This is a genomic window from Afipia felis ATCC 53690 (assembly GCF_000314735.2).
Lineage (GTDB): Bacteria > Pseudomonadota > Alphaproteobacteria > Rhizobiales > Xanthobacteraceae > Afipia > Afipia felis.
This window is the reverse complement of sequence record NZ_KB375270.1, coordinates 2,106,883-2,127,698: the sequence shown is the minus strand read 5'-3', so window position 1 is coordinate 2,127,698 and position 20,816 is coordinate 2,106,883. Positions and strand designations below refer to the sequence as shown.

The window sequence follows — 20,816 nt, the reverse complement described above, 5'->3', positions numbered from 1 at the left end:
GGCTGCTTAGGCCAGCACGCCCATGACGTCGGACTCCTTCATGATGAGGAGGTCTTCGCCATCGAGCTTCACTTCGGTGCCCGACCACTTGCCGAACAGAACAACGTCGCCGACCTTGAGGTCGATCGGGATCAGCTTGCCGGCTTCGTCGCGGCCACCCGGGCCGACGGCGACGATCTTGCCCTGCGAAGGCTTTTCCTTGGCGTTGTCCGGAATGATGATGCCGCCCTTGGTCTTTTCTTCAGCGTCGATGCGCTTGACGACAACACGGTCGTGCAGCGGACGGAACGTGGTTTTGGCCATGATGGTGTCCTTCAGCGTTGGTTTCAGTGTTCTTGGAATCGGGCGAAGCGAGCGATTGCCCTTCGAACGAGATTGGCAGTCCCATTTTGGGAGTGCTAATGTTGTTGCCGAGGGGAAATATGGGTTGGCGCTTTTCCTGTCAAGCAACGCCGCTCGCTTAAGACCTTGGTGAGGTCATTATAAGATGCTCGAACGCCATCACCCGCGTTCGAACAATGGACTCTGAGGGAGTGACGCCGCTTGCCAGGCTGGCAAACGTGGTTCATGAAGTCCGTGTAGGAGAATTTATGATCAGTCTGCGCACCACTTCGAAATTGGCGATAGTTTCGGTTCTTGCCGCCTTGATCGGTGGTTGCAGCAGTTTCAGTCTCAATGGCAACACGCCCGTGTCGCAGGAACCGGCGGCGCCGCCGGAAATTCCCGCAACGATCCGCGCCGATGAACTGGTTGGCCGCTGGGGTCTCGCCGCCTATCACAAGCCGGAAGACCGCGTGCGCACCGAGAACGCCGCGCGGGGCCAGTGCAGGCAGCCTTACGTGATCGGCAAGGGGCCGACGGGCGGCGTCATCATGCATCTCGCCGATGAGGCGACCCCGCAAGAATTGCGCCTCAAAGGCAGCCAGAGCGGCAAGAACTACATCGGCCCCGCGGGTCCGGCCGGCGGTCCGCAGGATCGCGAGATCGTTTCGTTCGATGGCCGCGTGCTGACCACCCGCTTCATCGATCCGGATGCTGCGACGCGATACGGCACCATGGTCTATGTGCGCTGCGCGCCGCGTGCATAGAAAAACGGAACCGGCTGCGCGGGCTGCTCTTCTTTAATCCGCGAATCCTGACATTAATGCCGGTGATATGAACCCTTTTGCCGGACCGGCCGCGCTGATTGCAGGGCCTCATCGCGCGGTTGCGGTGTTGTGCGTCACCCAGATTCTGGGGTGGGGCGCGTTATTTTATCCTCCCGCCCTCACCATGACCTATATCGCGGATGTGCACGGCTGGTCGCTGCCGTTGGCGTTGTCCGGATTTTCCATTGCGCTTGGCATTTCGGGGCTATGTGCGCCCTATACTTGTGGGTTGATCGACAAGCGCGGCGGTAATCTGGTGATGTCTGTCGGCGCATTGGTCGGTGCAGCTGGACTGGTGTTGCTTCCACTGGCGCCCAATTACATCGTCTACGTGCTGGCATGGATTCTGATCGGGCTTGCCATTTCCAGCTGCCTTTACGATCCCGCCTTCACCACGCTCACGCGCATTTATGGGATGGCCTCTCGCGGGCCGATCACTGTTGTCACGTTCTCTGGCGGCCTTGCCTCCACGGTGGGGTGGCCGTTCATGCATTTCCTGATCGAGCATTTCGGTTGGAAAAGTGTGTTCTTTACCTGGGCGGCGGTGCTCGCTTTGCTGATCGCGCCGTTGCACTGGTTTGCGTTGCCAAGGCGCAAGGCGCAGATGAAGACCGCGGTTGCGGCGGCCGACGAGCCGGCTGCGAAGAAGCGCTTCGTCAAGCCGCATGGCTGGTCTTTTTTCCTGATGGCGGCAGGTTTCGCAGGTCATGCTTTCGCGCTGTCGGGCACCACGACGCATCTTTTGCCGATCCTGCAGCGTGGTGGACTCGATCCGGGTCTCGCCGTGACGATCGGTGCGATGTTTGGTCCTGCCCAGCTTGTGACGCGCTTTGCGGATTTCGCCAGCAAAGGGCGGCTGCACCCCGTCTGGGTGGCGCGGTTCTCGATGTGCACCATGGCGGCCGCCTTTTCGGTTCTGGCGTTTGCGGGCATCGAGACGCTGCATGCCATCATCTTCGCGATTCTGTTCGGTGCGGCCAATGGCGTGATGACGATCGCGCGTGGCGCGCTGCCGCTCGCGACCTTTGGTCCGACAGGCTATGGCCGCGTGGTCGGGCGAATTTCGCGGCCGGGCCAGATCACGCAGGCGCTCTCGCCGTTCATTCTCGCCTTTGTCATCGATCGCTGGTCCGATCAGGCCGCTCTCGAAATTATCATCATGGCGATTGCTCTGGCGCTGCTTTCCTTCTCGCTGCTGCGGCGGGTGTGAAGCGGAAACAAAAACGCCCCCGACGAGGCGGGGGCGTTTTGAATGTGGCGGACGCGGCTTTTAGTTGAACAGCGCGTCGATATCGTTCTGCGAAGCGTGCCCTTCGTCACCGTCGAGCTTCGGTCCGTTGAGCAGCTTGGCGTCGCCCTCGCGGGTATCGAGGATCGCCGGCGCATGCGCCTTGATGGCGTCGACGCCGCCCCAGATGTCCATCATGACGTTGATGTGATGCTCGATGAACTTCATCGTGTTCATCACCTTGCTGATGCGCTGGCCGGTGAGGTCCTGGAAGTTGCAGGCTTCGAAGATGCTGATGACGCGCTCGGAGATGTCGGCGACCATACGTTCCTGCTGATCGGCCGAGGTACCTTTGGCGAGCGCGCTGGCAGCCTGATCGATGGCTTCCGCGGCGGCAAGAATCTGGTCGGTGGCTTCTTCGGTGCCCCCGACGATGGCTCCGAGCTCGCCGGTGACCTTCGACATTTCCGCGCCGCTGAAGCTCGTGCCGTGCAGCACGGCGATTTCTTCCTTGGTGCGGTTGATTGCTTCGTGGATCAGGTCGAGCTCGACCTTGAGCTTCTCGCACTGGGCGATCTGCGCACGGTAGGATTCGAGCGCGGCCTTGGCGTTAGCTTCTTCCTGCGTGATCGTGTTGTCTTCAGTCCGGACGCGGGAGCCCAGCGTGATCCGGCCCATCTGTTCGCGAATGACGCGTAGCTCGGTCATGATGCGCTCATGCATCTGATCGGATCCTGCGTCGTTCAATTCCGGCATGGCGCCGAATTGCAATTCTTCAATGCGAAAACGCTTGCGCTGAGCTGTCATTGGAATTCTTCCCCAACCTCAATGCGCAAACGTGTAGCGGTCGGCTATTTAACGCCCGGTTCATGGGCAGCTTTGCGTCTGGGAAAATATTCTGAACATGCTCAACGGCAATTAACCATGGCGTGTCGCCTTTCATTAAAAATAAACGCTGTTGGCAGGAACGCAGGCTGCTGCGCGACGTGGTGAATCGAAACGCGGCTGCCGTTTACCAAAACTTCCGCGGTTGCACCGTTACATCGGGGCGCGAGGCGTCGTTACGCCCGCAATGGTCCCGTGACGAACAGTACAGAGTACGTCCATGTCCGCAAAAATCCGTCTCGCGCTCGTCGCCGGCGCATGTCTGATCGGCACGAGTTATCCCGCGTTCGCCCAGAGCGCCGGTTCTCAAGTCTATTATGCCGCGCAGTCTGACTACGCTCCGCCACCACAGCGCGCGGCCTATCAGCAGCCCGCCAGCAATATGGGGGGCGGCTTCATCCAGTTTCTGTTCGGCGGTGGCGAGCAGATGGCGCCTGCGTATCAGCAAATGCCCGAGGATCAGTACGATCCGCGGCAGCGCGGCTATCAGCAGGACCGTTCGGTCGAAGCAGCGCAACCCGGCTTCGATCCTCGCTATGAAAAGCAGGTCGTCGATTACAACGGCAAGGAAGCGGCCGGTACGCTCGTGATCGATACGCCGAACAAGTTTCTCTATCTGGTGCAGGGCAACGGCCAGGCGCTGCGCTACGGCGTCGGTGTCGGCAAGCCCGGCTTCATGTGGTCCGGTGTGAAGACGATTTCAGCGAAGCGCGAGTGGCCGGACTGGACGCCGCCTGCGGAAATGCTCAAGCGCCGCCCCGATCTGCCGCGCCATATGGAAGGCGGCCCGGAAAACCCGCTTGGCGCGCGTGCGATGTATCTTGGCTCGTCGCTGTATCGCATCCACGGCTCCAACGAACCGTGGACGATCGGCACCAATGTTTCCTCGGGGTGCATCCGCATGCGCAATGAGGATGTCATCGATCTCTATGGTCGCGTCAAGGTTGGCACCCGCGTCGTTGTGCTCTGACGAAAAGTCGGTTTGAATAAGAAAACGGCCGCTATTGCAGCGGCCGTTTTTTATTTGGCTCGTCCGATTTTCGATTCAGGCAAAATCGCTGTCGTCGGAGTCGAAGCTTCCATCGTCGAAATCGCCGTCGTCATCGTCCTGATCCTGATCTTGGTCCTGATCTTGATCGTCATAGCGGTCCTGCTCGGCGTCCTGCGCCCGGTCGGCGAAGCTCTGGCGGCGATCCTCGATGCTGCCGCCGGTCTTGTCGATGTCGTTGATGCCGGCGTCGCGTGCGAGCGAGTCATTGCTGTTGCTGCCGCCCCACGGATTAGAACTATTGCCGAAACTCTGTTGCTGGCCGCCGCCAAGTCCACCTCCAAGGCCGCGCAGGCTGTTCATCAGCAAGGAGCCGCCGATCATGCCGGCTGCGGCCGCAGCCGCGGTGCCGAGAAACGACGATCCGCCGCCTTGCGGCTGCGGCGCGCCATAGCCCGGCTGGGCATAGCCACCCGGTGCGCTACGCGGATCGGCATAGCTATCGGGCTGGCCGAGTACCTGACCGCTGTTCCAGACCGGCCGTGCGTTTGGATTGGAGGGCGGCACGTTCGGCACCGAGCCGCGCGAAGGCGCGGCGTTCTCGCCGAACAGCGTGCCGCGCAGTGAATCCAGGAAGCTGCCTTGGTTTTGCGGAGCCTCGCCCGCCTCAAGCTGTTCGATCCGCGCGGTCGCGTGCTTGAGCGCTTCGTCCTGCAGCAGCACCGTCTGCACCAGAGCGTAGACGGCATTCGGCGCGCGCCGCAAACCGGCCATGATTGCGGATTCCGCCTCGGCGTCACGCGGGGTGGTTTCGAGCCTTTCGAGCCGGCCAAACAGATCGTCGATCAACTGGCGCTCTTGCGGGGTCATCTTCGTCCTCTCCTGATTGGGCGAATGATTGTTCCCACGATCTAGGCGGGTTTTGGGTCGGCGTAAGCGGGAACGCAGATTAAATTTCGCCAAGGTGCGGCGTTGCCCTGCGGCAAACTGCCCTTATGCCTTTGCGAGCGAGATGCCGAGTTCATCGAGCAGACGTGGGAAATCGTCGCCGGCGAGGTAAGCATGCTCGCGTTCGCGCTGGTCGGTCAGCGGATCGAGCTCCCGTAGGGTGTCGTCAACGAACCCAGGATGGCACATCACAAGCCCGCCGTCCGGAAGGGGTGCGAGGAAGCCGCGCATCAGGCTGCCGAAGTCGGGGAGCTTCCGGAAATCATACGCGCCCGCGAAAGCGGGATTGGTGTGCAGGCCATTCTCGGCGCAGCGCTTGCGGAAGGTCGCGCTCAAAGCATCCAACAGCATGGCCTTGGGATTGCCGAGGCGCAAAGATGCATGCGTCCGTCCGCATTGCCGCGCCCATGCGTCAGGTGCGGCGTCGCGCGCGGCGCGGATGAAACCGTCGCGGTTTCCCGGAAACAACTGGACGTGCTGGTGGCCGTCGAGATAGGCGGGCGGTGCGCCGAACAATTCGCGGAACAGCACGATCTGCGCCATCACCTCGGCATAGACGAATTCAGCATCGAGGCGCCGTAACAGCGCCATGCGCAAGAGCTTTCCAACCGGCCAGAACATGCCGCCGTCGAGCGGACGGAAATGCATTGTCAGCGGGGAGAAGGGCGCGGTCAGCGTGACATGCAGACCGATCTCGCAGGTGCCATTCGCAGCGACACGCGACAGCGCCTCGGCTTCCTCGCGCGTGGCGGCGGGGCCAACCACCATCACCGAAGTCGCGTTAAGGCGTCGGCGTTCGATCAGGTCGCGGATGCCGCGGTTGACGCCTTCGCTGATGCCGTAATCGTCGGCACAAAGGGTGATGCGGCGCGGTCCGCTCACACCGGGTCCGCCGTATGCGAGGAAGAGTGGGTGGCGTTCGTCTGATCAGGCGAGGTGCGCAGCGACTGTTCGGCGACGAAATAGATCGGCCGCGCTTTCAGTTCAGAGAGGATCTTGCCGATATATTCGCCAAGCACGCCGATGACGATCAACTGCACGCCACCGAGGGTCATCATGCCTATCACGAGCGACGGATAACCCGGCACCGATTTGCCGGTCGTCAGGGTCTCCCACATGATCGACAGGCCGAACAGCAGCGCAAACAGCGCGATCAGCATGCCGAGCAGGCTCGCGATTCGCAGCGGCGCGACCGAGAAGGAGGTAATGCCCTCGATCGATAGACCCAGCAGACGGCGGGCGTTGAAGGTCGTGGTGCCGTGGGCGCGCGGCTCCGGCTCGTAATCGACCCGCATCTGGCGGAAGCCGATCCAGCTCGTCAGGCCTTTGAAGAAGCGGTTGCGCTCCGGCATCATCCGTAATGCACGCGCGGCGCGCGGCGACAGCAGGCGGAAATCGCCGGCATCCTCCGGGATTTTCTGGCGCGCGCCCCAATTCACCAGCCAATAGAAATTATGAACCGCCAAACGGCGCAGCGCCGACTCGTTCTGGCGATGGGCCTTGGCGGTGTAGACGACGTCGTACCCACCCTCGATCCAGTGGCGCACCAGTTGCTCGGCAAGATCCGGCGAATGCTGGCCGTCGCCGTCCATGAACAGCACCGCGCCGAGCCGGGCATGGTCGAGGCCTGCCATCAGCGCAGCTTCCTTGCCGAAATTGCGCGACAGTGACACCGTCTGCACGTCGAGTTTGTCGGCCGGCAGGTCGCGCGCAATCGTCAGCGTGGCGTCGGTCGAACCGTCGTCGACGTAAATCACCTCGCAGGGTAGGCCATAGCGCTGCTTCAGCTTGATAGCGAGCGTGGAGATGCGGTCGTGCAGCGCCACCAGGCCCGGGGCCTCGTTGAGCAATGGCACCACGATGGACAACCCGTGCGTGGCAGCGGGAAGTTTCTCGCGAATGGGGGCTGGAACCTCAGACCCGGACATAACCATTAAATCCTCGAAGAAACCGACCTTGATATGGCGATGGCAAGCGGCATTCGCCAAGAGGTTGCCGAAGGGAGGCCATGTCGCGGCTCATGTTGCGAGAAAAGCTTCCAGCCGCGAGAACAGCGGATTGTCGCGGGCCATCACATAGTCGAGCGAGCCGATGCTCACCGTTTCGGCGCCACGCGCGCGCAGCAGGCTGCCGAGCGCGTAAAGCTGCGCGGGCGGACAGTGCAGCGTGAGGAGGCCCGATGGCACCGGACCACCGAACGGCGCGACCGCTCCGAAGCGGTCGTGAATCTCCGTGAGCAGCACATCGTCGCAATTCGCGAGCCGGGTGCGAACTTCCTTGTACTTTGCCGCGCGAGCGCGGGCGGCAATGTGGTCGAGGATGATGCGCGCTGTCTCGCGTGCATCTGCATTCCAGTCGGCGGCGCGGGAGGCAACGAGATTGGCCTGGCTGCGCAGCATCGTGCCGTCGTCGAGCACCTTCAGGCCGTTGGCGGCCAGCGTCGCGCCGGTCGTGGTGATGTCAACGATCAGTTCGGCCGCGCCGCTCGCGGGAGCGCCTTCAGTCGCGCCGGCACTTTCGACGATGCGATAATCGACGATGCCGTGCAGCGCGAAAAAGTGGCGCGTCAGGTTAATGTATTTGGTGGCGACCCGCATACGGCGGTTGTGCTTGACGCGGAACGAGGTCGCGACGTCGTCGAGGTCTGCCATGGTGCGCACATCGATCCACGCCTGCGGCACGGCGACCACCACATTAGCGCTGCCAAACCCGAGCGATTCGATCAGCATCACGCGCCTGTCGGCGTCCGCGATACTTTCGCGGATCAAATCCTCGCCGGTGATGCCGAGGTGAATCTGGCCGCGCGCGAGCTGCGCCGCGATCTCGCTCGCGGAGAGATAAGCGATCTCAACCTGATCGAGGCCCGAGATGGTGCCGCGATAGTCGCGTGCGCCGCGCGGTTTGGCGAGCGCGAGGCCTGCGCGGGCAAAGAAGGCGTCGGCATTTTCCTGAAGCCGGCCCTTGGAGGGAACGGCAAGAACGAACGGATTGGTCATGCGGCGCCTCCCGCCTTGGTCAGCGCGTCGATCCAGACCGAGAATCCGACGGCGGGAGTGGGAGAGGCTGCGCCGAGCCGCGTCAGCAGGTCGTCGTAGCGGCCACCGCCGACCAGCGGTTCGCCGCCATTGTTGTTGCGGCGGATTTCGAATTCGAAGCCGGTGTAATAGTCGAGTCCGCGGCCGAACGAGGTCGAGAACGCGATCTTGCCGGTGTCGATGCCGCGTGCCGCCATGAAGCCGATGCGGTTCTCGAACGCGTCGAGAGCAGCGTTGATATCGAGCCGGGCATCGGCGGTGAGATTGCGCAATTGCGCGAGCGCCTCGTCGGGTTCGCCTGAAATGGCGAGGAAACGCTCGATCAGCGTCAGCGTCTCGCGCGACAGCGTGCCGCCTTTCAGCGTCGACTGTTCGAGGAAACGGTCTGCGATTTCCGCTGTTGTGCGGCCGCCGACATTCTCTGTGCCCGCGATCGACATCAGGTCGGTAACGAGCGCGAGCGCGGCCTTGCGGTCGGAACCTGCGAGCGCGGCCAGCACGCCCTCATAGTCGCTCTGGCCCGCGCCCTGCCTCAGGTTTTCGACCTCGGCGGTGATGCTGGTCTTGCGGTTGAAACATTTCACCAGTCGCCGCCGCCACACCGGCGCGAGCTTGAGTGCATCGATCAGCGCCATGAACAGCGCGGCATCGCCAGAGCGGATATCGAGGTCGCGCACGCCGAAAGCGGTGGTTGCTTCAAGTGCCAGCGCCATCATCTCGGCGTCGGCTGCGGCACGGTCGTTGCGTCCGAAGGATTCAACGCCAGCCTGCAGGAATTCGCTGGGTTTGCCGCCACGAAAGCGGAACACCGGGCCGAGATAGTAGAAGTTCCCGGGCTTGCCGGCGCGGGGAGAGGCCAGATAATCGCGCGCGACCGGGATGGTGAGGTCGGGGCGCAGGCACAGATCCTCACCGTTCGGATCGGTGGTGAGGTAGAGGCTCTTGCGAATGTCCTCGCCGGAAAGGTCGAGAAAGGGCTCAGCCGGCTGCAGGATCGCGGGCGCGGCCTGCTCGTAGCCGGCGCCTGCGAACGCCGACAGCAAGGCATCCGCCCGGGCGGCGGACCCGGTCACGGGCGAGGTGGAAGCGGTATTCATCGAAAAGTCCGTAAACGATCAATTTTGCAGCCGTTTAACACGGCAAAGCCCGGGTTTCGATGGGGAAACTCAAAGTGTCTTAATGAGAATCGAAGGCTGGAGCCCCGCTCAGGGGGCCTCATTGGCCTTTCCCGGGAGAAAGCCCTGTCCGGATCAGAACTTCATGGATGCGAACAGACGCACATTTCGCCCTGGTTGCAGCACCTCGTCCTTCTTGTAGGACTGGTGCAGCCGGATGTCGGCGTCGAGCAGATTTTCTCCCTTGAGGCCGACGGTCAGGGTGATCGGCAGCCCCGCTCTGGAAAATTTATGGGTGTGGCTCAGCTCGGCATTCAACAGGTTGAAACCGGGTGTCGGCGTCTCGAAGGCGCCGAGATGCGTCTGTGCAAAGGCATGCAGCAGGCTCACATGCGCGTTCCAGCCCTCGTCGCGATAGAAGAGACTGCCCCCGAGGCGCTGCGGCGGAATTTTCGGGACGTAGCCGCCGTCGGCAAACGTCGCATGGACGATGTCGTATTGTGCCCCGAGGCCCCACACGCCGTTCCAGAGCGGCGCGACGTCGTGCTCGATCTCGATCTCGCCGCCGACGAAGCGCGCGTCGCGCTGTGAATAGACGATCTGGTCATAGCTCGCACCGGGCGTGCCACACGAGGCGAAGGTTTCGTTGCAGCGGATGCCGGTGAAATTCTTGAAGATGAAATTCCGATAGCGCGAGGCGTAAACCGAGGCTTCAAATCGGGTGGCGCCACGCTTGCGGGAGAGGCCAATCTCGGCTGTGTCCGCCTTTTCCAGCGTCATGTTCGGATCGCCGATCTCGAACGTGCGGGGGGTGTCGTGCGGGCCTTTGTAGAACATTTCGATCGGATCGGGCGAACGCTCGACGTGCTGCAACGTCATGCGCGCCACGATGCCAGCCGGCAATTCATAAAGCAGTCCGGTGCTGAGGCTGACAGGCATGAAGCTGCGATCGACTGGAAATAGGATCGGCTGATCGGGTGGCGGCAGAAATGATGAGGGGAATTGCGCGCCGGTCCCATCGATCTGCGTCCGCTCGACGCGAATGGCCGCCTGCGCGCGCAGCGAACGGGTGAGATTGAGCTCCTCGAACGCGAAAGCGGCGATGTTACGGGCCTTGGCGGGCGCCAGCAGCGGCTCGGTTGCGCCGGCGACGGACAGATTGCGTTGTCCCCATTGCACGCCGGCGGTGCCGCGCCAATCGCCGAGCGCTGTCGCGAACGGCAGATGGCTCACCTCGACGCGGGATTCCAATTCCTCGTTCTTGAATCGCGAGCCAATCTCGGCGGCTGCGCCGATGCCGTTGATCTCATTGTGCTTGTAATCCGTAGCGCCGAACCAGTATCGGATAGCGTCGAGACCGTGCTCGCCGACGCGCCACTCGCCGCGGCTTGTCCATTTCGACTGGTGCAGATCGATGTGGTTTTTCACCCGCGCGGAATCGATCCCCGGGATGAAGTAGGTCATCGCCATCTCCTGATAGGCGACGCCGGCGAAGCCGCTGTCGAAGATGTAAGAGCCGCCAACCGCGTGCCCGTCCGAGCGATAGCTCGAATTCGTCTGCACGCCCCCGGGAATACGGTAATCGCCGGCCTGTCGCCTGAAGGCATCGGCGTGGATCGCAAAGTTGCCGCCGCCGGCATCGAGCAGCGCTGCGCCATCTGTGCCGCGGCTCACGCTATTGAGGCCGCCGCGCGCTTCAAAGGCGACGCCGTTTGCAGGGGTCGTCGTCGGGATGCGGCCGGTGCTGGCGCTGACGACTCCGCCGATAGCCTGCGAGCCGTAACGCAATGTGCCCGGACCGCGAATGACGTCGACTTCCCTCGCGATCAGAGGATCGATGGTTACGGCGTGGTCCTCGCCGAGATTGGCCATGTCGGCGGAGCCGATTCCGTTTTCTTGGGTGCGGACGCGAAAGCCGCCAAGGCCGCGAATGACCGGCCGACTTGCGACTGGGGAGAACGAAGTGGCCGACACACCGGCCGTGGTCCCGAGCGTGTCGCCGAGCGATGCGCCGCCGCGCCCGACGATCTGTGAGGCCGTCATCTGCGATTGGGAGGCGAACGCTGGCTGTGTCGACGAGCTCGACGGTGGCAGGGCATTTTCGGCGGGGGGAGCTGTTGCCGTGATTGCTGCGGCTTGCGGTTGGATGGCCAACCGCCGGACCTGTCGGGTCCGTTTCTTCCGGGTGGGTTTGGGCTCGGCCACCGTGATGGCCGGAAGCTCTGTCTGTGCGGCGGAATCGCACGTTGGGAGGGCAATCAGGGCCGCGCATCCCAGCAGGCTGGTGGTTCGGATCATGCTACATTCTGCGATTAATTCCTAATTGCATATATGATGCAGTTGAAAATCATTTGCAATAATGGTGAGGGCCGCATTTGGCGCGGCTGTTTGGCGCACGGCTGCTGGATTGGGGGTGGAGCGGACGAACCCGGGCGACGAGAATGGTCGGCCCGCCCTACGGGGATGTCACGGCGGCCTGAAATCTGCCGCCACGGCTATTCGCCGAGACGTGTGTTCCAATCGCCGAGCGCTGCCTGGGTCAGTGCCATCGCGGCTACGGCGGCGGTATCGGCCCGCAGGATGCGCGGTCCAAGCGAGAGTCGGACGAGGCGCGGCTGGTGCAGCAGCAGGGCGCGCTCCTCTTCGGAAAAGCCGCCCTCCGGTCCGATCAGGACATCGACGCCGCCCGCCTTTTCAGACTCCGAGGCGAGAGCTTTGAGCGGATCGGCCTGCGGCGCGGCCTCGTCGCAGAAAATCAGAAGGCGCTGGCCATCGCGTTCGGTGAGGCGGCGCGCCAGCGGCTGCGGCTCATGGATCTCGGGCAGATTAAGGATGCCACATTGTTCGGCGGCCTCGATGGCATTGGCGCGCATGCGCTCCGTGTTGACGCGCGAGACCTGCGTGAACTGCGTCAGCGTTGGTGCGAGCAGGCTCGCTCCCATCTCGACCGCTTTCTGCACCATGTAATCGAGCCGGGCGTGCTTGAGCGGTGCAAACAGCAGATGCAGGTCGCAGGACATCTCTTGCGGCCGGGTCTGCTCGATGAGGGTAAGATGTTCGAGGCGCTTGCGGCCTTCGATCCCGGCGCGCCATTCGCCATCGCGGCCGTTGAACACCAGAATGCTGTCACCGGCTCCGAGCCGCAGCACGTTGCCAAGATAATGGCCCTGCTCGCGCGCGAGCGGCACGCGACCGCCCGAATCGAGCGGCGCATCGACGAACAGACGGGGGCTTTTGAAATCGCGCTGCGTCATTGGAGTGTCGGTGTTTTAGATCATGGAACTGCGTGAGAAAACCCGTTGAATCGGCCCAAATAGCCGCCGAATGCGCCCAAGCGCCGCGCTATTGCCTGATTCGGCGGGTTGTTAAGGTCGACCCGGAATCGTAAAAGCAGGCGCAGGCGAAAGCCGCAGCCGGAGGAATGCCGTGATCTCATCTTGCTTGCCGCGTTGGACACTTGCCGTCGTATCGGCCTGCGCGCTTGCCTCGGTCGGATCGGCATCCGTGTCTGCGCAGATGGCATTTCCCGCGCCGCTGCCCGGTCAGACGGCTGCGCCGGCGCCGCAGCAGGCGAACACCGCAGGATTTCCGCCGATTAGCGGCAGTGCGCCGATGAAGCCGCTGAACACGCCGCTCGCGTTTCCTTCTCAAGGCGTGGCCCCGATGGGGCAGGGCTTCTCCGCTGCTCCAGCTGGTCCCCCGCCAGGGCCGGCCCCGGGGGCGGGCGGTGGCAATCAGGCGGATTGCATGAAGGGTTTCACGCCGCTGAAGCAGGAAGCCGAAAAGCGCGCCGAGGTCATCAAGGCGCTCGGCAAGCGTAAGGCGCCCGCGAGTGAGGCCTGCAAGGCGCTCGGCGCCTTCGTGCAGTCCGAACTCAAGATGATCAAATATATCGAGACCAACTCGCAGCGTTGCGGCATTCCCCCTCAGGTCGGGCAGCAGATGATGCAGGGCCACAAGGGCACCGAACAGATGCGCGCGAAGGTCTGTAATGCGGCTGAGCAGCAGGCTCGTGGGCCGCGCGGAGGAGGGGCGATGAGCCTCAGCGAGGCGCTCGGCTCTTCCGTGGAATTGCCCGAGGCGAAGCCAACCAAGCGCAATGGCGGCTCGACCTTCGACACCTTGAGCGGCAATGTGCTTGCGCGCTGAGGCATCGCTGGCCTGCAGGGCCGGATGGTTTTCTCTCCCATGATAGATTTCAGCGCGCCCGTGGCCGATGCGACGGCGAACTGGGTCGATACCCACGCGCCGCTGTGGGCGCGGCCTTATCTGCGGCTGGCGCGGATGGACCGGCCGATCGGGACATGGCTGTTGCTGATGCCGTGCCTGTGGTCGGCGGCGCTCGCGGCCGGCGTCGCGGGCGATCTATCTCATCTTCCGTCCACGCTTGTGCTGTTTGCGATCGGCGCCTTGGCGATGCGCGGCGCTGGCTGCACCTGGAACGACATCACCGACCGCGATCTCGATGGCCGTGTCGAGCGCACGCGTTCGCGCCCTATTCCGGCGGGTCAGGTAACGGTGAAGCAGGCCGCGGGCTTCCTTGCGCTGCAATTGCTCGTCGGGCTTGCGGTGCTGTTACAGTTCAACTGGTTCGCGGTCGCGACCGGCGTTGCCTCGCTGATCGTGATCGTGGTCTATCCTTTCATGAAGCGCATTACCTACTGGCCGCAGGCAGTGCTCGGCCTTGCGTTTTCATGGGGCGCGCTGATGGGCTTCGCGGTCATTCTCGCGCGGATCGATGCGGCGGCGTTATGGCTCTATACGGGCTCAATCGCCTGGGTGATCGGTTACGACACGATCTATGCTCATCAGGACACTGACGATGATGCATTGATCGGCGTGAAATCGACCGCGCTTCTGTTCGGCAAGAATACGCGAAACTGGCTTACGCTGTTCTATGGACTTGCCGTGACGCTGATCGGCATCGCGCTGTGGTCCGCGGAAGCAGGCTTGATTGCCTGGCTCGGACTTGCGGCGTTCGCTACACATCTGGTGTCGCAAATCGTCCGCCTGAGGATCGCGGATTCCCGGCTGTGCCTGCGTTTGTTTCTCGGCAACCGCGATGCGGGATTGCTTCTGTTCGCGGGCCTTGTGATCGACGCGCTGATGCGGGCCTGGGGTTAAGCCCGCACTGTCTGTTTCAATCAGTTCCGGGCGATGATCTCGCGCTCGCCGTGATGCACAGTCGGCTCGGATGCCGCGCGGCCTGCCTTGCGCCGCGTCAGGAAACGCGGCCTGCGGATGCGGATGACGTTGTGGCGGCGGCGTCGCGGCGCAGGTTCGCCCGTGGCTTCGCCTTCTTCTTCGACCTGTGGCAATGCCAGCGCCTCGCTCCAGGCCGACCACTGACGCTCGATCTCGTCTGTATCGGTGCTGAGAAACAACGGCACGGACAACGACGGATCGCGATGGATCAGCACCAGCGCTTCGGCGTCCTCCGTCTGCCGCCGCACGATGCCGAGGAATTCCGGCATGCGCAGTTGCAGCGTCATGCGCATGCCGCGCACCATGCGGCGCACGACAACGCGCTCGCGATTGATTTCGATCTGCCGCGCACCGCCATCGGCGCGACCGTCGCGCGCTTCAAACCGGGCTGGCAAGGAAAGAGGGTCGAGCCGCAGATCGCGGCTCGACCCGGCGGGTTGAACCCCGCTTAGTCCGTATTGACGCCTCACGTTTTTAGTCTCCCCGCCGGGATTATTTTCCCGGTCGATGCGAGGAGGATGTCAGGCGCGGCTCCGAATTCGCTTAAGATTGCTGGTTAATCGGATGTTGCAGGCGTCGCTTCGATTCGCATGCTTGATAAGAGGTTGGCCGACATGATTGACGAGACCTTGCCCATTCAAGAAATATTGTAAGTTCTGGCGATGGAATGCTTGCAGTCCGCATAAAACAGGCACATCTCATCCTTAACGCATATCAACCCAAGCGGCAGGATTCCGTTCGTGAACTCTTCACCAAACGCAGCATCTTCGGTTTCTCCTTCCAACAAAGCCGCCTCGCCCTCTCCATCCGTCACCAATCTGCTCGACCAGAGCGCGCTCACCGATATTGCGCAGCGTCTTGTCGAGGCCGCGAAGAAAGCAGGCGCGGATGCTGCCGATGCGGTGGCGGTACGCGGTGTCTCGCAAGGCGTGGAAATCCGCGATGGCCGTGTCGAGGAATCGGAGCGTTCTGAGGGCGACGATGTCGGCCTGCGGGTTCTGGTCGGCAAACGGCAGGCGGTCGTCTCCACCAACGACATCAGCGGAGACAATGTCGCCACGCTCGCCGTGCGCGCGGTGGCGATGGCGAAAGTCGCGCCGGAGGATGCATTTGTGGGGCTTGCCGATCCGGCGCTGCTCGCGAAAGACTTTCCCGATCTCGATCTGCTCGATCGCAATGTACCTTCGCTCGATGAACTTGAGCGTCGCGCCCATGAGGCGGAAGCTGCCGCGCTCGCGGTGAAGGGCGTCACCAAATCCAGCGGCGCGTCGGCCTCGTCCGGCATTGGCGGCATGGTGCTTGTGACCAGCACCGGATTTCATGGCGCTTACTTGCGTTCCAGCCAGGGCGTCTCAATGACCGCGATTGCGGGTGAGGGCACCGGCATGGAGCGCGATTACGATTTCACCTCGGCCATTCACGGCTCCGACCTTGCCTCGCCGCGCGACATCGGCCGCAGTGCCGGCGAGCGCGCCGTCGCCCGCATCAATCCGCGCAAGGTCGCCACCTGCAAGGCGCCGGTGGTGTTCGATCCGCGGGTGGCGGGTTCGCTGATCGGGCATCTCGTCGGTGCTGCGAATGGTGCATCCGTCGCGCGCAAGACGAGTTTCCTCAAGGACAGACTTGGGCAGCAATTGTTCGACAAGCGCATCCGCATCATCGACGATCCGCTGCGGGTGCGCGGCCTGCGCTCGCAGACCTTCGACGCGGAGGGCGTGGCGGTTAAACGGCACGCGATCGTGGATGAGGGCGTGCTGACCACGTGGCTTCTCGATTGTGCGACCGCACGCGAACTCGGCATGACCACGACCGGTCACGCTCATCGCGGCGTGTCATCGTCGCCATCGCCCGGGGCGTACAATCTGCATCTCGAGCCTGGTGAGATGACGCCGGAAGAATTGATGTCCGATATCAAGGAGGGCTTCTACATCACCGACCTGATCGGTTCCGGCGTCAACGGCGTCACCGGTGATTACAGTCGCGGCGCTTCGGGTTTCTGGATCGAGAACGGCAAACTCACTTATGCCGTGAGCGAGGTCACGATCGCGGGTCATCTGTTCGACATCTTCAAATCGATGCGGCCGGCGAACGATCTCGTTTTCAAATATGGCGTGAACTCTCCGACCGTGCGGATCGAGGGGTTGACGATTGCCGGGCGCTGACGACTTCGCAGCCGAGGCGGCGCTTCTCGCAAACACCTTGCGCGAAGCCGGCGAGCTCGCGACCGGCATGTTCGGCGCCGGCGTGAAGAGCTGGATCAAGGGCGCTTCGTCGCCGGTTTCCGACGCTGACATTGCGGTCAACGATTTTCTCGAAGAACGGCTGCGCTCGTTCAATCCGGACTATGGCTGGCTGTCGGAAGAAAGCGCGGACGATTCCGCGCGTCTCGACAAATCCCGTGTCTGGGTGGTCGACCCGATTGACGGCACTCGCGCGTTTCTGAACAAGCGCAAGGACTGGTCGATCAGTGTAGCCTTGGTCCAGCATGGAATTCCGGTGCTGGGTTGCGTCTACGCGCCGATGAGCGATGAATTCTATCTCGCTGAACGCGACAAGGGTGCGACCCTCAACGCAAGCGCGATCAATGCGACCTCCGGCACCGACCTCGACCTGACTCGGATTGCGGCGCCCCAGTCGATCCTCGACCGCGTGGCGAAAATCGCGAGCGGCACCGCCGGCTATCCGCGCATCGGCTCGCTCGCATTGCGGATGTGCCGTGTCGCAAATGGCGCCCTCGATGTGGCCTTCGCGGGTGGCCACAGCCGCGACTGGGATGTCGCGGCTGCCGATCTCATCATCAGTGAAGCGGGTGGCGCCATGACCGAACTGGATGGGGGAAGCCTCCGGTATAATTGCCCCGAAGTGGCTCACGGCACGCTGGTGGCGGCGGGCCTGCCCCGGCATCGGCTTCTTCTGGAAACTCTCGCCCGCAAGCCGGTTTTTAATGCCAATGCGTCTATTTGAGGCTTGAATTACCGCTCCGGTCCGTGTTTCTAAGGGCCATCATGTCGGATCCCGCACCGCAATTGCTGCACCTTGTCATCGGCGGAGAGGTTTCCGAACTCGATGGCACGACCTTCAAGGACTTATCGAAGGTCGAGACTGTGGGCTTGTTCCCGAATTATGCCGCTGCTTACCAGGCGTGGAAGGCGAAGGCGCAGCAAACCGTCGATAATGCTCATATGCGGTATTTCATCGTGCATATTCACCGTCTGCTCGATCCCGGACACGATTCGAAAACCGGACATTGAAATTGTCGCTTCGTAAATTGGGCCGAGCCGGCTGGGTGCAGCAGACCGTGGGTTTTCTCGCGGCCGAGTTCCTGCGGTTAGTGTGGTGGACCAACAGGTTCGAATACGAGCCGCCGGATGTCTATGAGCAAGCCGAGCATTATATGCCGGTGATTGTTGCGTTCTGGCACGGACAGCATTTCATGATGCCGTTCTTGAAGAAGAAGAAATATCCCGCCAAGGTCTTGATCTCGCGTCACCGCGACGGCGAGATCAACGCGATTGCCGCCGAACGGCTCGATGTCGGCACCGTGCGCGGGTCCGGCGATCATGGCTCCGAGTTTCACCGCAAGGGTGGCGTTGCTGCCTTCAAGATGATGCTGCGCACGCTGGACGACAACATCAACATGGCGCTGACCGCCGACGTGCCGAAGGTCGCGCGCAAGGCTGGTCTCGGCGTCATCATGCTGGCGCGCGAATCCGGGCGGCCGATCCTGCCGGTCGCGATTGCGACCAGCCGCTTCAAACGCCTGAAGAACTGGGACCGCTCAGTGATCAACCTGCCGTTCGGACGCGGGATCATGGCAGCTGGCGACCTCATTCATGTGCCGGCCGATGCCGATGACGCCGCAATGGAAATCCTGCGCCAACAGCTCGAAGACGCGCTCAATGGCGTGAACCGTCTTGCCTATACGCGGGTCGGCCATCCCGATGAGGGACTCAATGGCTGAAGCCTTGCCGGTGACGCTTGGTGTTTACCGGCGAGCCTCGGCTCTGGCCGCGCCTCTCGCGAGCCTACTCATCGGACGCAGGCTGAAGCAGGGCAAGGAAGATCCCGCACGTGTCGGTGAACGCCGGGGATTTGCCGGCGTGGAACGCCCGCCCGGGCCGCTCGTCTGGATTCACGGTGCGAGCGTCGGTGAGGTGCTGGCGGCGGCCGAGCTTATCGACCGGCTGCGTGCGCTCAATCTGCGCATTCTGCTCACCTCGGGCACCAGGACGTCTGCCGACATTGTCGCGCGGCGTTTTCCGCCGGATGTTATCCATCAGTTCATTCCCTACGATGTACCGGCGTACGTTGCGCGCTTCCTCGATCACTGGAAGCCAGGGCTCGGGCTTTTCATCGAGTCCGATCTTTGGCCCAACCTCTTGCTGTCGGCGTCGCAGCGGCGGATTCCGTTGGCACTCATCAACGGGCGGATGTCGCCGCGCTCGTTCCCGCGCTGGCGCAAGGCGCGCGTTACCATCGGTACGCTGCTGTCGTGCTTTGATCTGTGCCTGACGCAATCGGATGTCGACCACGAGCGGTTCGCAGCGCTGGGTAGTCCGAATGTCGTCACCTCAGGAAATCTCAAGCTCGACATCAAAGCGCTGCCCGCGGATCCTGAAAGGTTCGATCGACTGAAGGCAGCGACAGGGCGTCGGACCGTGTTCGTCGCGGCCTCGACTCATCCTGGCGAAGAAGAAATCATCATCGAGGCGCATCGCCATCTGGCGGCAGAAATTCCCTCGTTGTTGACGGTGATCGTGCCACGTCATCCGCAACGTGGGTCTGCAATTGCACAGATGGTGGCAAAAGCACGGCTGCAGACGGCGCTGCGCTCGCGCGGCGATCTGCCCTCGGCCGATACCGACATCTATGTTGCCGACACGATGGGTGAACTCGGGTTGTTCTATCGTCTCGCGCCGGTTGTGTTCATGGGCGGTTCGCTCGTTCCGCATGGCGGACAGAACCCGATCGAGCCGGTGAAGCTCGATGCCGCGATCCTGCACGGACCGCACGTTTTCAATTTCGCAAATCTTTACGCTGAACTCGACCGCACTGAAGGCGCACTGCTCGCCCGCGATCCCGACGAGTTCGTCACGCTGTTGCGTCATCTGCTCGGCAATCCGATCGCGCGCAATCGTCTCTCTGCGGCGGCGCAGCGCGTGGTGACGCGATTGGGCGGTGCGGTTAACAAGACAATGGCGGCGCTGGAGCCCTATTTGCTCCAACTGCGGATCGAGCAGGGGGCGGTCGATGCGTGAGCCAGGCTTCTGGTACGCATCGTCTTCGCTTCGCTCGCTGCTGCTCGCGCCCATTGCCGCAATTTATGGCGCCGTGGCGGGCGCGCGCATGGCGCGTCAAGGTGAGCGCGTTGCGCTCCCGGTGATCTGCGTCGGCAACTACCATCTCGGTGGCGCGGGCAAGACGCCAACCACGTTGCGGCTCGCGCAGATGCTGCGCGAACTCGGCGAGACGCCGGTCGTAGTCAGCCGTGGTTATGGTGGCAGTCTCGCAGGACCGGTGCGTGTCGCGGATCATCCTGCGTCAGAGGTTGGCGATGAGCCACGAATGATGGCGCGTCATGTGCCGGTGATCGTCTCGCACGATCGCGTCGCGGGCGCAGCGCTTGCGCAGAGCGAGGGCGCGAGCGTGATCCTGCTCGACGACGGATTCCAGAATCCGGCGCTCGACAAGGATGCCTCCATGATCGTGATCGACGCTACGCGCGGGCTCGGCAATGGTCATGTATTTCCGGCGGGGCCTCTGCGCGCGCCACTTGCCGGGCAGATCGCGCGCACCAATGCGCTGATGGTGATCGGTGAGGGCAATGCCGCGAACGATGTCGCCCACGGTGTCGTGCAGCGCGGGGGGCTGGTTTTGCGCGCATCGTTCGTTCCGGATGAATCGATCGTCACAAAGCTGCGGGGCAAGCGCGTGCTGGCCTTCGCGGGGATCGGCGATCCGGCCCGGTTTTTCGCTACGCTGCGTGCTCACGGCATTGAGGTGGCGTCGCAGCGGGCGTTCGCCGATCATCATCCGTTCACGGCGGAGGAAATTGAAGTCATGATGCGCGAGGCGCAGGCGGATGCGCTGACGCTTGTGACGACCGAAAAAGATTTGGCGCGGCTTGAAGGTGAGCTGGCGCTTGCAAGCTATGTTGGACAGATCGTTCCGTTTCCGGTGACCTTGCAGGTCGAGGATGAGGGCGCGCTCGTTGATTTTCTTAAAGAGCGACTACGCCGAGCACAGCAGGCGCGCCAGTAGGCC

General features: G+C 62.7%; 21 protein-coding genes. 11 read left to right on the top strand and 10 right to left on the bottom strand.

Translation table 11 applies throughout. From position 1 onward, the window contains the following. Positions 1–6: 6 nt before the first annotated feature. Positions 7–303 carry a co-chaperone GroES gene (locus HMPREF9697_RS10100; RefSeq protein WP_002717106.1) on the bottom strand — a complete coding sequence of 99 codons (297 nt, stop codon included), beginning with the start codon at positions 301–303 and terminating at the stop codon, positions 7–9. A gap of 287 nt (positions 304–590) precedes the next feature. Here HMPREF9697_RS10100 and HMPREF9697_RS10095 point away from each other — a divergent pair, with 287 nt between their 5' ends. Together HMPREF9697_RS10095 and HMPREF9697_RS10090 are read left to right on the top strand one after the other, a co-directional pair. After that, positions 591–1,088, top strand: coding sequence for a hypothetical protein (locus HMPREF9697_RS10095; protein ID WP_002717105.1), 498 nt, complete (start codon positions 591–593; stop codon positions 1,086–1,088). Positions 1,089–1,155: 67 nt separating this feature from the next. Then, on the top strand, positions 1,156–2,358 hold the full coding sequence (locus tag HMPREF9697_RS10090) for an MFS transporter (RefSeq protein ID WP_002717104.1): 1,203 nt from the start codon (positions 1,156–1,158) through the stop codon (positions 2,356–2,358). 60 nt (positions 2,359–2,418) lie between these two features. On the opposite strand, the gene HMPREF9697_RS10085 is transcribed toward HMPREF9697_RS10090, so the two are convergent. Beyond that, entirely contained in the window at positions 2,419–3,183 is a 765-nt protein-coding gene (locus HMPREF9697_RS10085) for a protein phosphatase CheZ (protein WP_002717103.1), read from the bottom strand. Positions 3,184–3,481: 298 nt separating this feature from the next. Here HMPREF9697_RS10085 and HMPREF9697_RS10080 point away from each other — a divergent pair, with 298 nt between their 5' ends. Next, positions 3,482–4,231, top strand: coding sequence for a L,D-transpeptidase (locus tag HMPREF9697_RS10080; RefSeq protein WP_002717102.1), 750 nt, complete (start codon positions 3,482–3,484; stop codon positions 4,229–4,231). Between the two features lie 75 nt (positions 4,232–4,306). Here the strand turns inward: HMPREF9697_RS10080 and HMPREF9697_RS10075 are convergent, their stop codons facing one another. From HMPREF9697_RS10075 to HMPREF9697_RS10045, 7 genes are all read right to left on the bottom strand, one after another. Beyond that, positions 4,307–5,119 carry a DUF2076 domain-containing protein gene (locus tag HMPREF9697_RS10075; protein WP_002717101.1) on the bottom strand — a complete coding sequence of 271 codons (813 nt, stop codon included), beginning with the start codon at positions 5,117–5,119 and terminating at the stop codon, positions 4,307–4,309. 123 nt (positions 5,120–5,242) lie between these two features. Continuing rightward, entirely contained in the window at positions 5,243–6,079 is an 837-nt protein-coding gene (locus HMPREF9697_RS10070; protein ID WP_002717100.1) for a ChbG/HpnK family deacetylase, read from the bottom strand. Further along, positions 6,076–7,131, bottom strand: coding sequence for a glycosyltransferase family 2 protein (locus HMPREF9697_RS10065; RefSeq protein WP_002717099.1), 1,056 nt, complete (start codon positions 7,129–7,131; stop codon positions 6,076–6,078). Before HMPREF9697_RS10065 ends, HMPREF9697_RS10070 begins: the two co-directional genes overlap by 4 nt. Before the next feature lie 84 nt (positions 7,132–7,215). Further along, positions 7,216–8,193: an ATP phosphoribosyltransferase gene (gene hisG, locus HMPREF9697_RS10060; RefSeq protein WP_002717098.1), complete on the bottom strand. Its 978-nt coding sequence runs from the start codon at positions 8,191–8,193 to the stop codon at positions 7,216–7,218. Beyond that, complete coding sequence (locus tag HMPREF9697_RS10055) at positions 8,190–9,329, bottom strand: ATP phosphoribosyltransferase regulatory subunit (protein ID WP_002717097.1); 1,140 nt, start codon at positions 9,327–9,329, stop codon at positions 8,190–8,192. The genes hisG and HMPREF9697_RS10055 overlap by 4 nt, the downstream gene beginning before the upstream one ends. A gap of 153 nt (positions 9,330–9,482) precedes the next feature. Continuing rightward, on the bottom strand, positions 9,483–11,645 hold the full coding sequence (locus HMPREF9697_RS10050) for a TonB-dependent receptor (RefSeq protein WP_002717096.1): 2,163 nt from the start codon (positions 11,643–11,645) through the stop codon (positions 9,483–9,485). 197 nt (positions 11,646–11,842) lie between these two features. Next, positions 11,843–12,601 (bottom strand): 16S rRNA (uracil(1498)-N(3))-methyltransferase, encoded by a 759-nt coding sequence (locus HMPREF9697_RS10045; protein ID WP_002717095.1) that lies wholly within the window; start codon positions 12,599–12,601, stop codon positions 11,843–11,845. 172 nt (positions 12,602–12,773) lie between these two features. On the opposite strand from HMPREF9697_RS10045, the gene HMPREF9697_RS10040 reads away from it, so the two are divergent. Further along, positions 12,774–13,496: a hypothetical protein gene (locus tag HMPREF9697_RS10040; protein ID WP_002717094.1), complete on the top strand. Its 723-nt coding sequence runs from the start codon at positions 12,774–12,776 to the stop codon at positions 13,494–13,496. 39 nt (positions 13,497–13,535) lie between these two features. Next, a complete protein-coding gene (gene ubiA / locus HMPREF9697_RS10035; RefSeq protein ID WP_040307893.1) occupies positions 13,536–14,471 on the top strand; it encodes a 4-hydroxybenzoate octaprenyltransferase in 936 nt (311 codons plus the stop codon). A 20-nt stretch (positions 14,472–14,491) separates the two neighbouring features. Here ubiA and HMPREF9697_RS10030 read toward each other — a convergent pair whose 3' ends face one another. Further along, entirely contained in the window at positions 14,492–15,022 is a 531-nt protein-coding gene (locus HMPREF9697_RS10030; protein ID WP_002717092.1) for a DUF6101 family protein, read from the bottom strand. Between the two features lie 270 nt (positions 15,023–15,292). Here HMPREF9697_RS10030 and HMPREF9697_RS10025 point away from each other — a divergent pair, with 270 nt between their 5' ends. The 6 genes from HMPREF9697_RS10025 to lpxK are packed head-to-tail and all read left to right on the top strand — an operon-like array spanning position 15,293 to position 20,813. Continuing rightward, positions 15,293–16,714 carry a TldD/PmbA family protein gene (locus HMPREF9697_RS10025; protein WP_002717091.1) on the top strand — a complete coding sequence of 474 codons (1,422 nt, stop codon included), beginning with the start codon at positions 15,293–15,295 and terminating at the stop codon, positions 16,712–16,714. Continuing rightward, the gene (locus HMPREF9697_RS10020) at positions 16,701–17,516 is read left to right on the top strand and encodes a 3'(2'),5'-bisphosphate nucleotidase CysQ (protein ID WP_002717090.1); all 816 of its coding nucleotides are present in this window, start codon (positions 16,701–16,703) and stop codon (positions 17,514–17,516) included. Before HMPREF9697_RS10025 ends, HMPREF9697_RS10020 begins: the two co-directional genes overlap by 14 nt. Positions 17,517–17,557: 41 nt before the next feature. Continuing rightward, positions 17,558–17,803 (top strand): DUF4170 domain-containing protein, encoded by a 246-nt coding sequence (locus tag HMPREF9697_RS10015; protein ID WP_002717089.1) that lies wholly within the window; start codon positions 17,558–17,560, stop codon positions 17,801–17,803. After that, positions 17,800–18,513 carry a lysophospholipid acyltransferase family protein gene (locus tag HMPREF9697_RS10010; RefSeq protein WP_172583897.1) on the top strand — a complete coding sequence of 238 codons (714 nt, stop codon included), beginning with the start codon at positions 17,800–17,802 and terminating at the stop codon, positions 18,511–18,513. The genes HMPREF9697_RS10015 and HMPREF9697_RS10010 overlap by 4 nt, the downstream gene beginning before the upstream one ends. Then, complete coding sequence (locus HMPREF9697_RS10005) at positions 18,506–19,810, top strand: 3-deoxy-D-manno-octulosonic acid transferase (RefSeq protein ID WP_002717087.1); 1,305 nt, start codon at positions 18,506–18,508, stop codon at positions 19,808–19,810. The genes HMPREF9697_RS10010 and HMPREF9697_RS10005 overlap by 8 nt, the downstream gene beginning before the upstream one ends. Further along, positions 19,803–20,813 (top strand): tetraacyldisaccharide 4'-kinase, encoded by a 1,011-nt coding sequence (gene lpxK / locus HMPREF9697_RS10000; RefSeq protein ID WP_002717086.1) that lies wholly within the window; start codon positions 19,803–19,805, stop codon positions 20,811–20,813. Before HMPREF9697_RS10005 ends, lpxK begins: the two co-directional genes overlap by 8 nt. Positions 20,814–20,816: the final 3 nt, after the last annotated feature.

Bases quoted from the DNA above. Each gene is read 5' to 3' on its own strand.
- ubiA (WP_040307893.1), top strand. From the start codon at position 13,536: ATGATAGATTTCAGCGCGCCCGTGGCCGATGCGACGGCGAACTGGGTC.
- HMPREF9697_RS10050 (WP_002717096.1), bottom strand. From the start codon at position 11,645: ATGATCCGAACCACCAGCCTGCTGGGATGCGCGGCCCTGATTGCCCTC.
- HMPREF9697_RS10065 (WP_002717099.1), bottom strand. From the start codon at position 7,131: ATGGTTATGTCCGGGTCTGAGGTTCCAGCCCCCATTCGCGAGAAACTT.
- HMPREF9697_RS10085 (WP_002717103.1), bottom strand. From the start codon at position 3,183: ATGACAGCTCAGCGCAAGCGTTTTCGCATTGAAGAATTGCAATTCGGC.
- HMPREF9697_RS10075 (WP_002717101.1), bottom strand. From the start codon at position 5,119: ATGACCCCGCAAGAGCGCCAGTTGATCGACGATCTGTTTGGCCGGCTC.
- HMPREF9697_RS10045 (WP_002717095.1), bottom strand. From the start codon at position 12,601: ATGACGCAGCGCGATTTCAAAAGCCCCCGTCTGTTCGTCGATGCGCCG.
- lpxK (WP_002717086.1), top strand. From the start codon at position 19,803: ATGCGTGAGCCAGGCTTCTGGTACGCATCGTCTTCGCTTCGCTCGCTG.
- HMPREF9697_RS10080 (WP_002717102.1), top strand. From the start codon at position 3,482: ATGTCCGCAAAAATCCGTCTCGCGCTCGTCGCCGGCGCATGTCTGATC.
- HMPREF9697_RS10055 (WP_002717097.1), bottom strand. From the start codon at position 9,329: ATGAATACCGCTTCCACCTCGCCCGTGACCGGGTCCGCCGCCCGGGCG.
- hisG (WP_002717098.1), bottom strand. From the start codon at position 8,193: ATGACCAATCCGTTCGTTCTTGCCGTTCCCTCCAAGGGCCGGCTTCAG.
- HMPREF9697_RS10100 (WP_002717106.1), bottom strand. From the start codon at position 303: ATGGCCAAAACCACGTTCCGTCCGCTGCACGACCGTGTTGTCGTCAAG.
- HMPREF9697_RS10015 (WP_002717089.1), top strand. From the start codon at position 17,558: ATGTCGGATCCCGCACCGCAATTGCTGCACCTTGTCATCGGCGGAGAG.
- HMPREF9697_RS10005 (WP_002717087.1), top strand. From the start codon at position 18,506: ATGGCTGAAGCCTTGCCGGTGACGCTTGGTGTTTACCGGCGAGCCTCG.
- HMPREF9697_RS10090 (WP_002717104.1), top strand. From the start codon at position 1,156: ATGAACCCTTTTGCCGGACCGGCCGCGCTGATTGCAGGGCCTCATCGC.
- HMPREF9697_RS10095 (WP_002717105.1), top strand. From the start codon at position 591: ATGATCAGTCTGCGCACCACTTCGAAATTGGCGATAGTTTCGGTTCTT.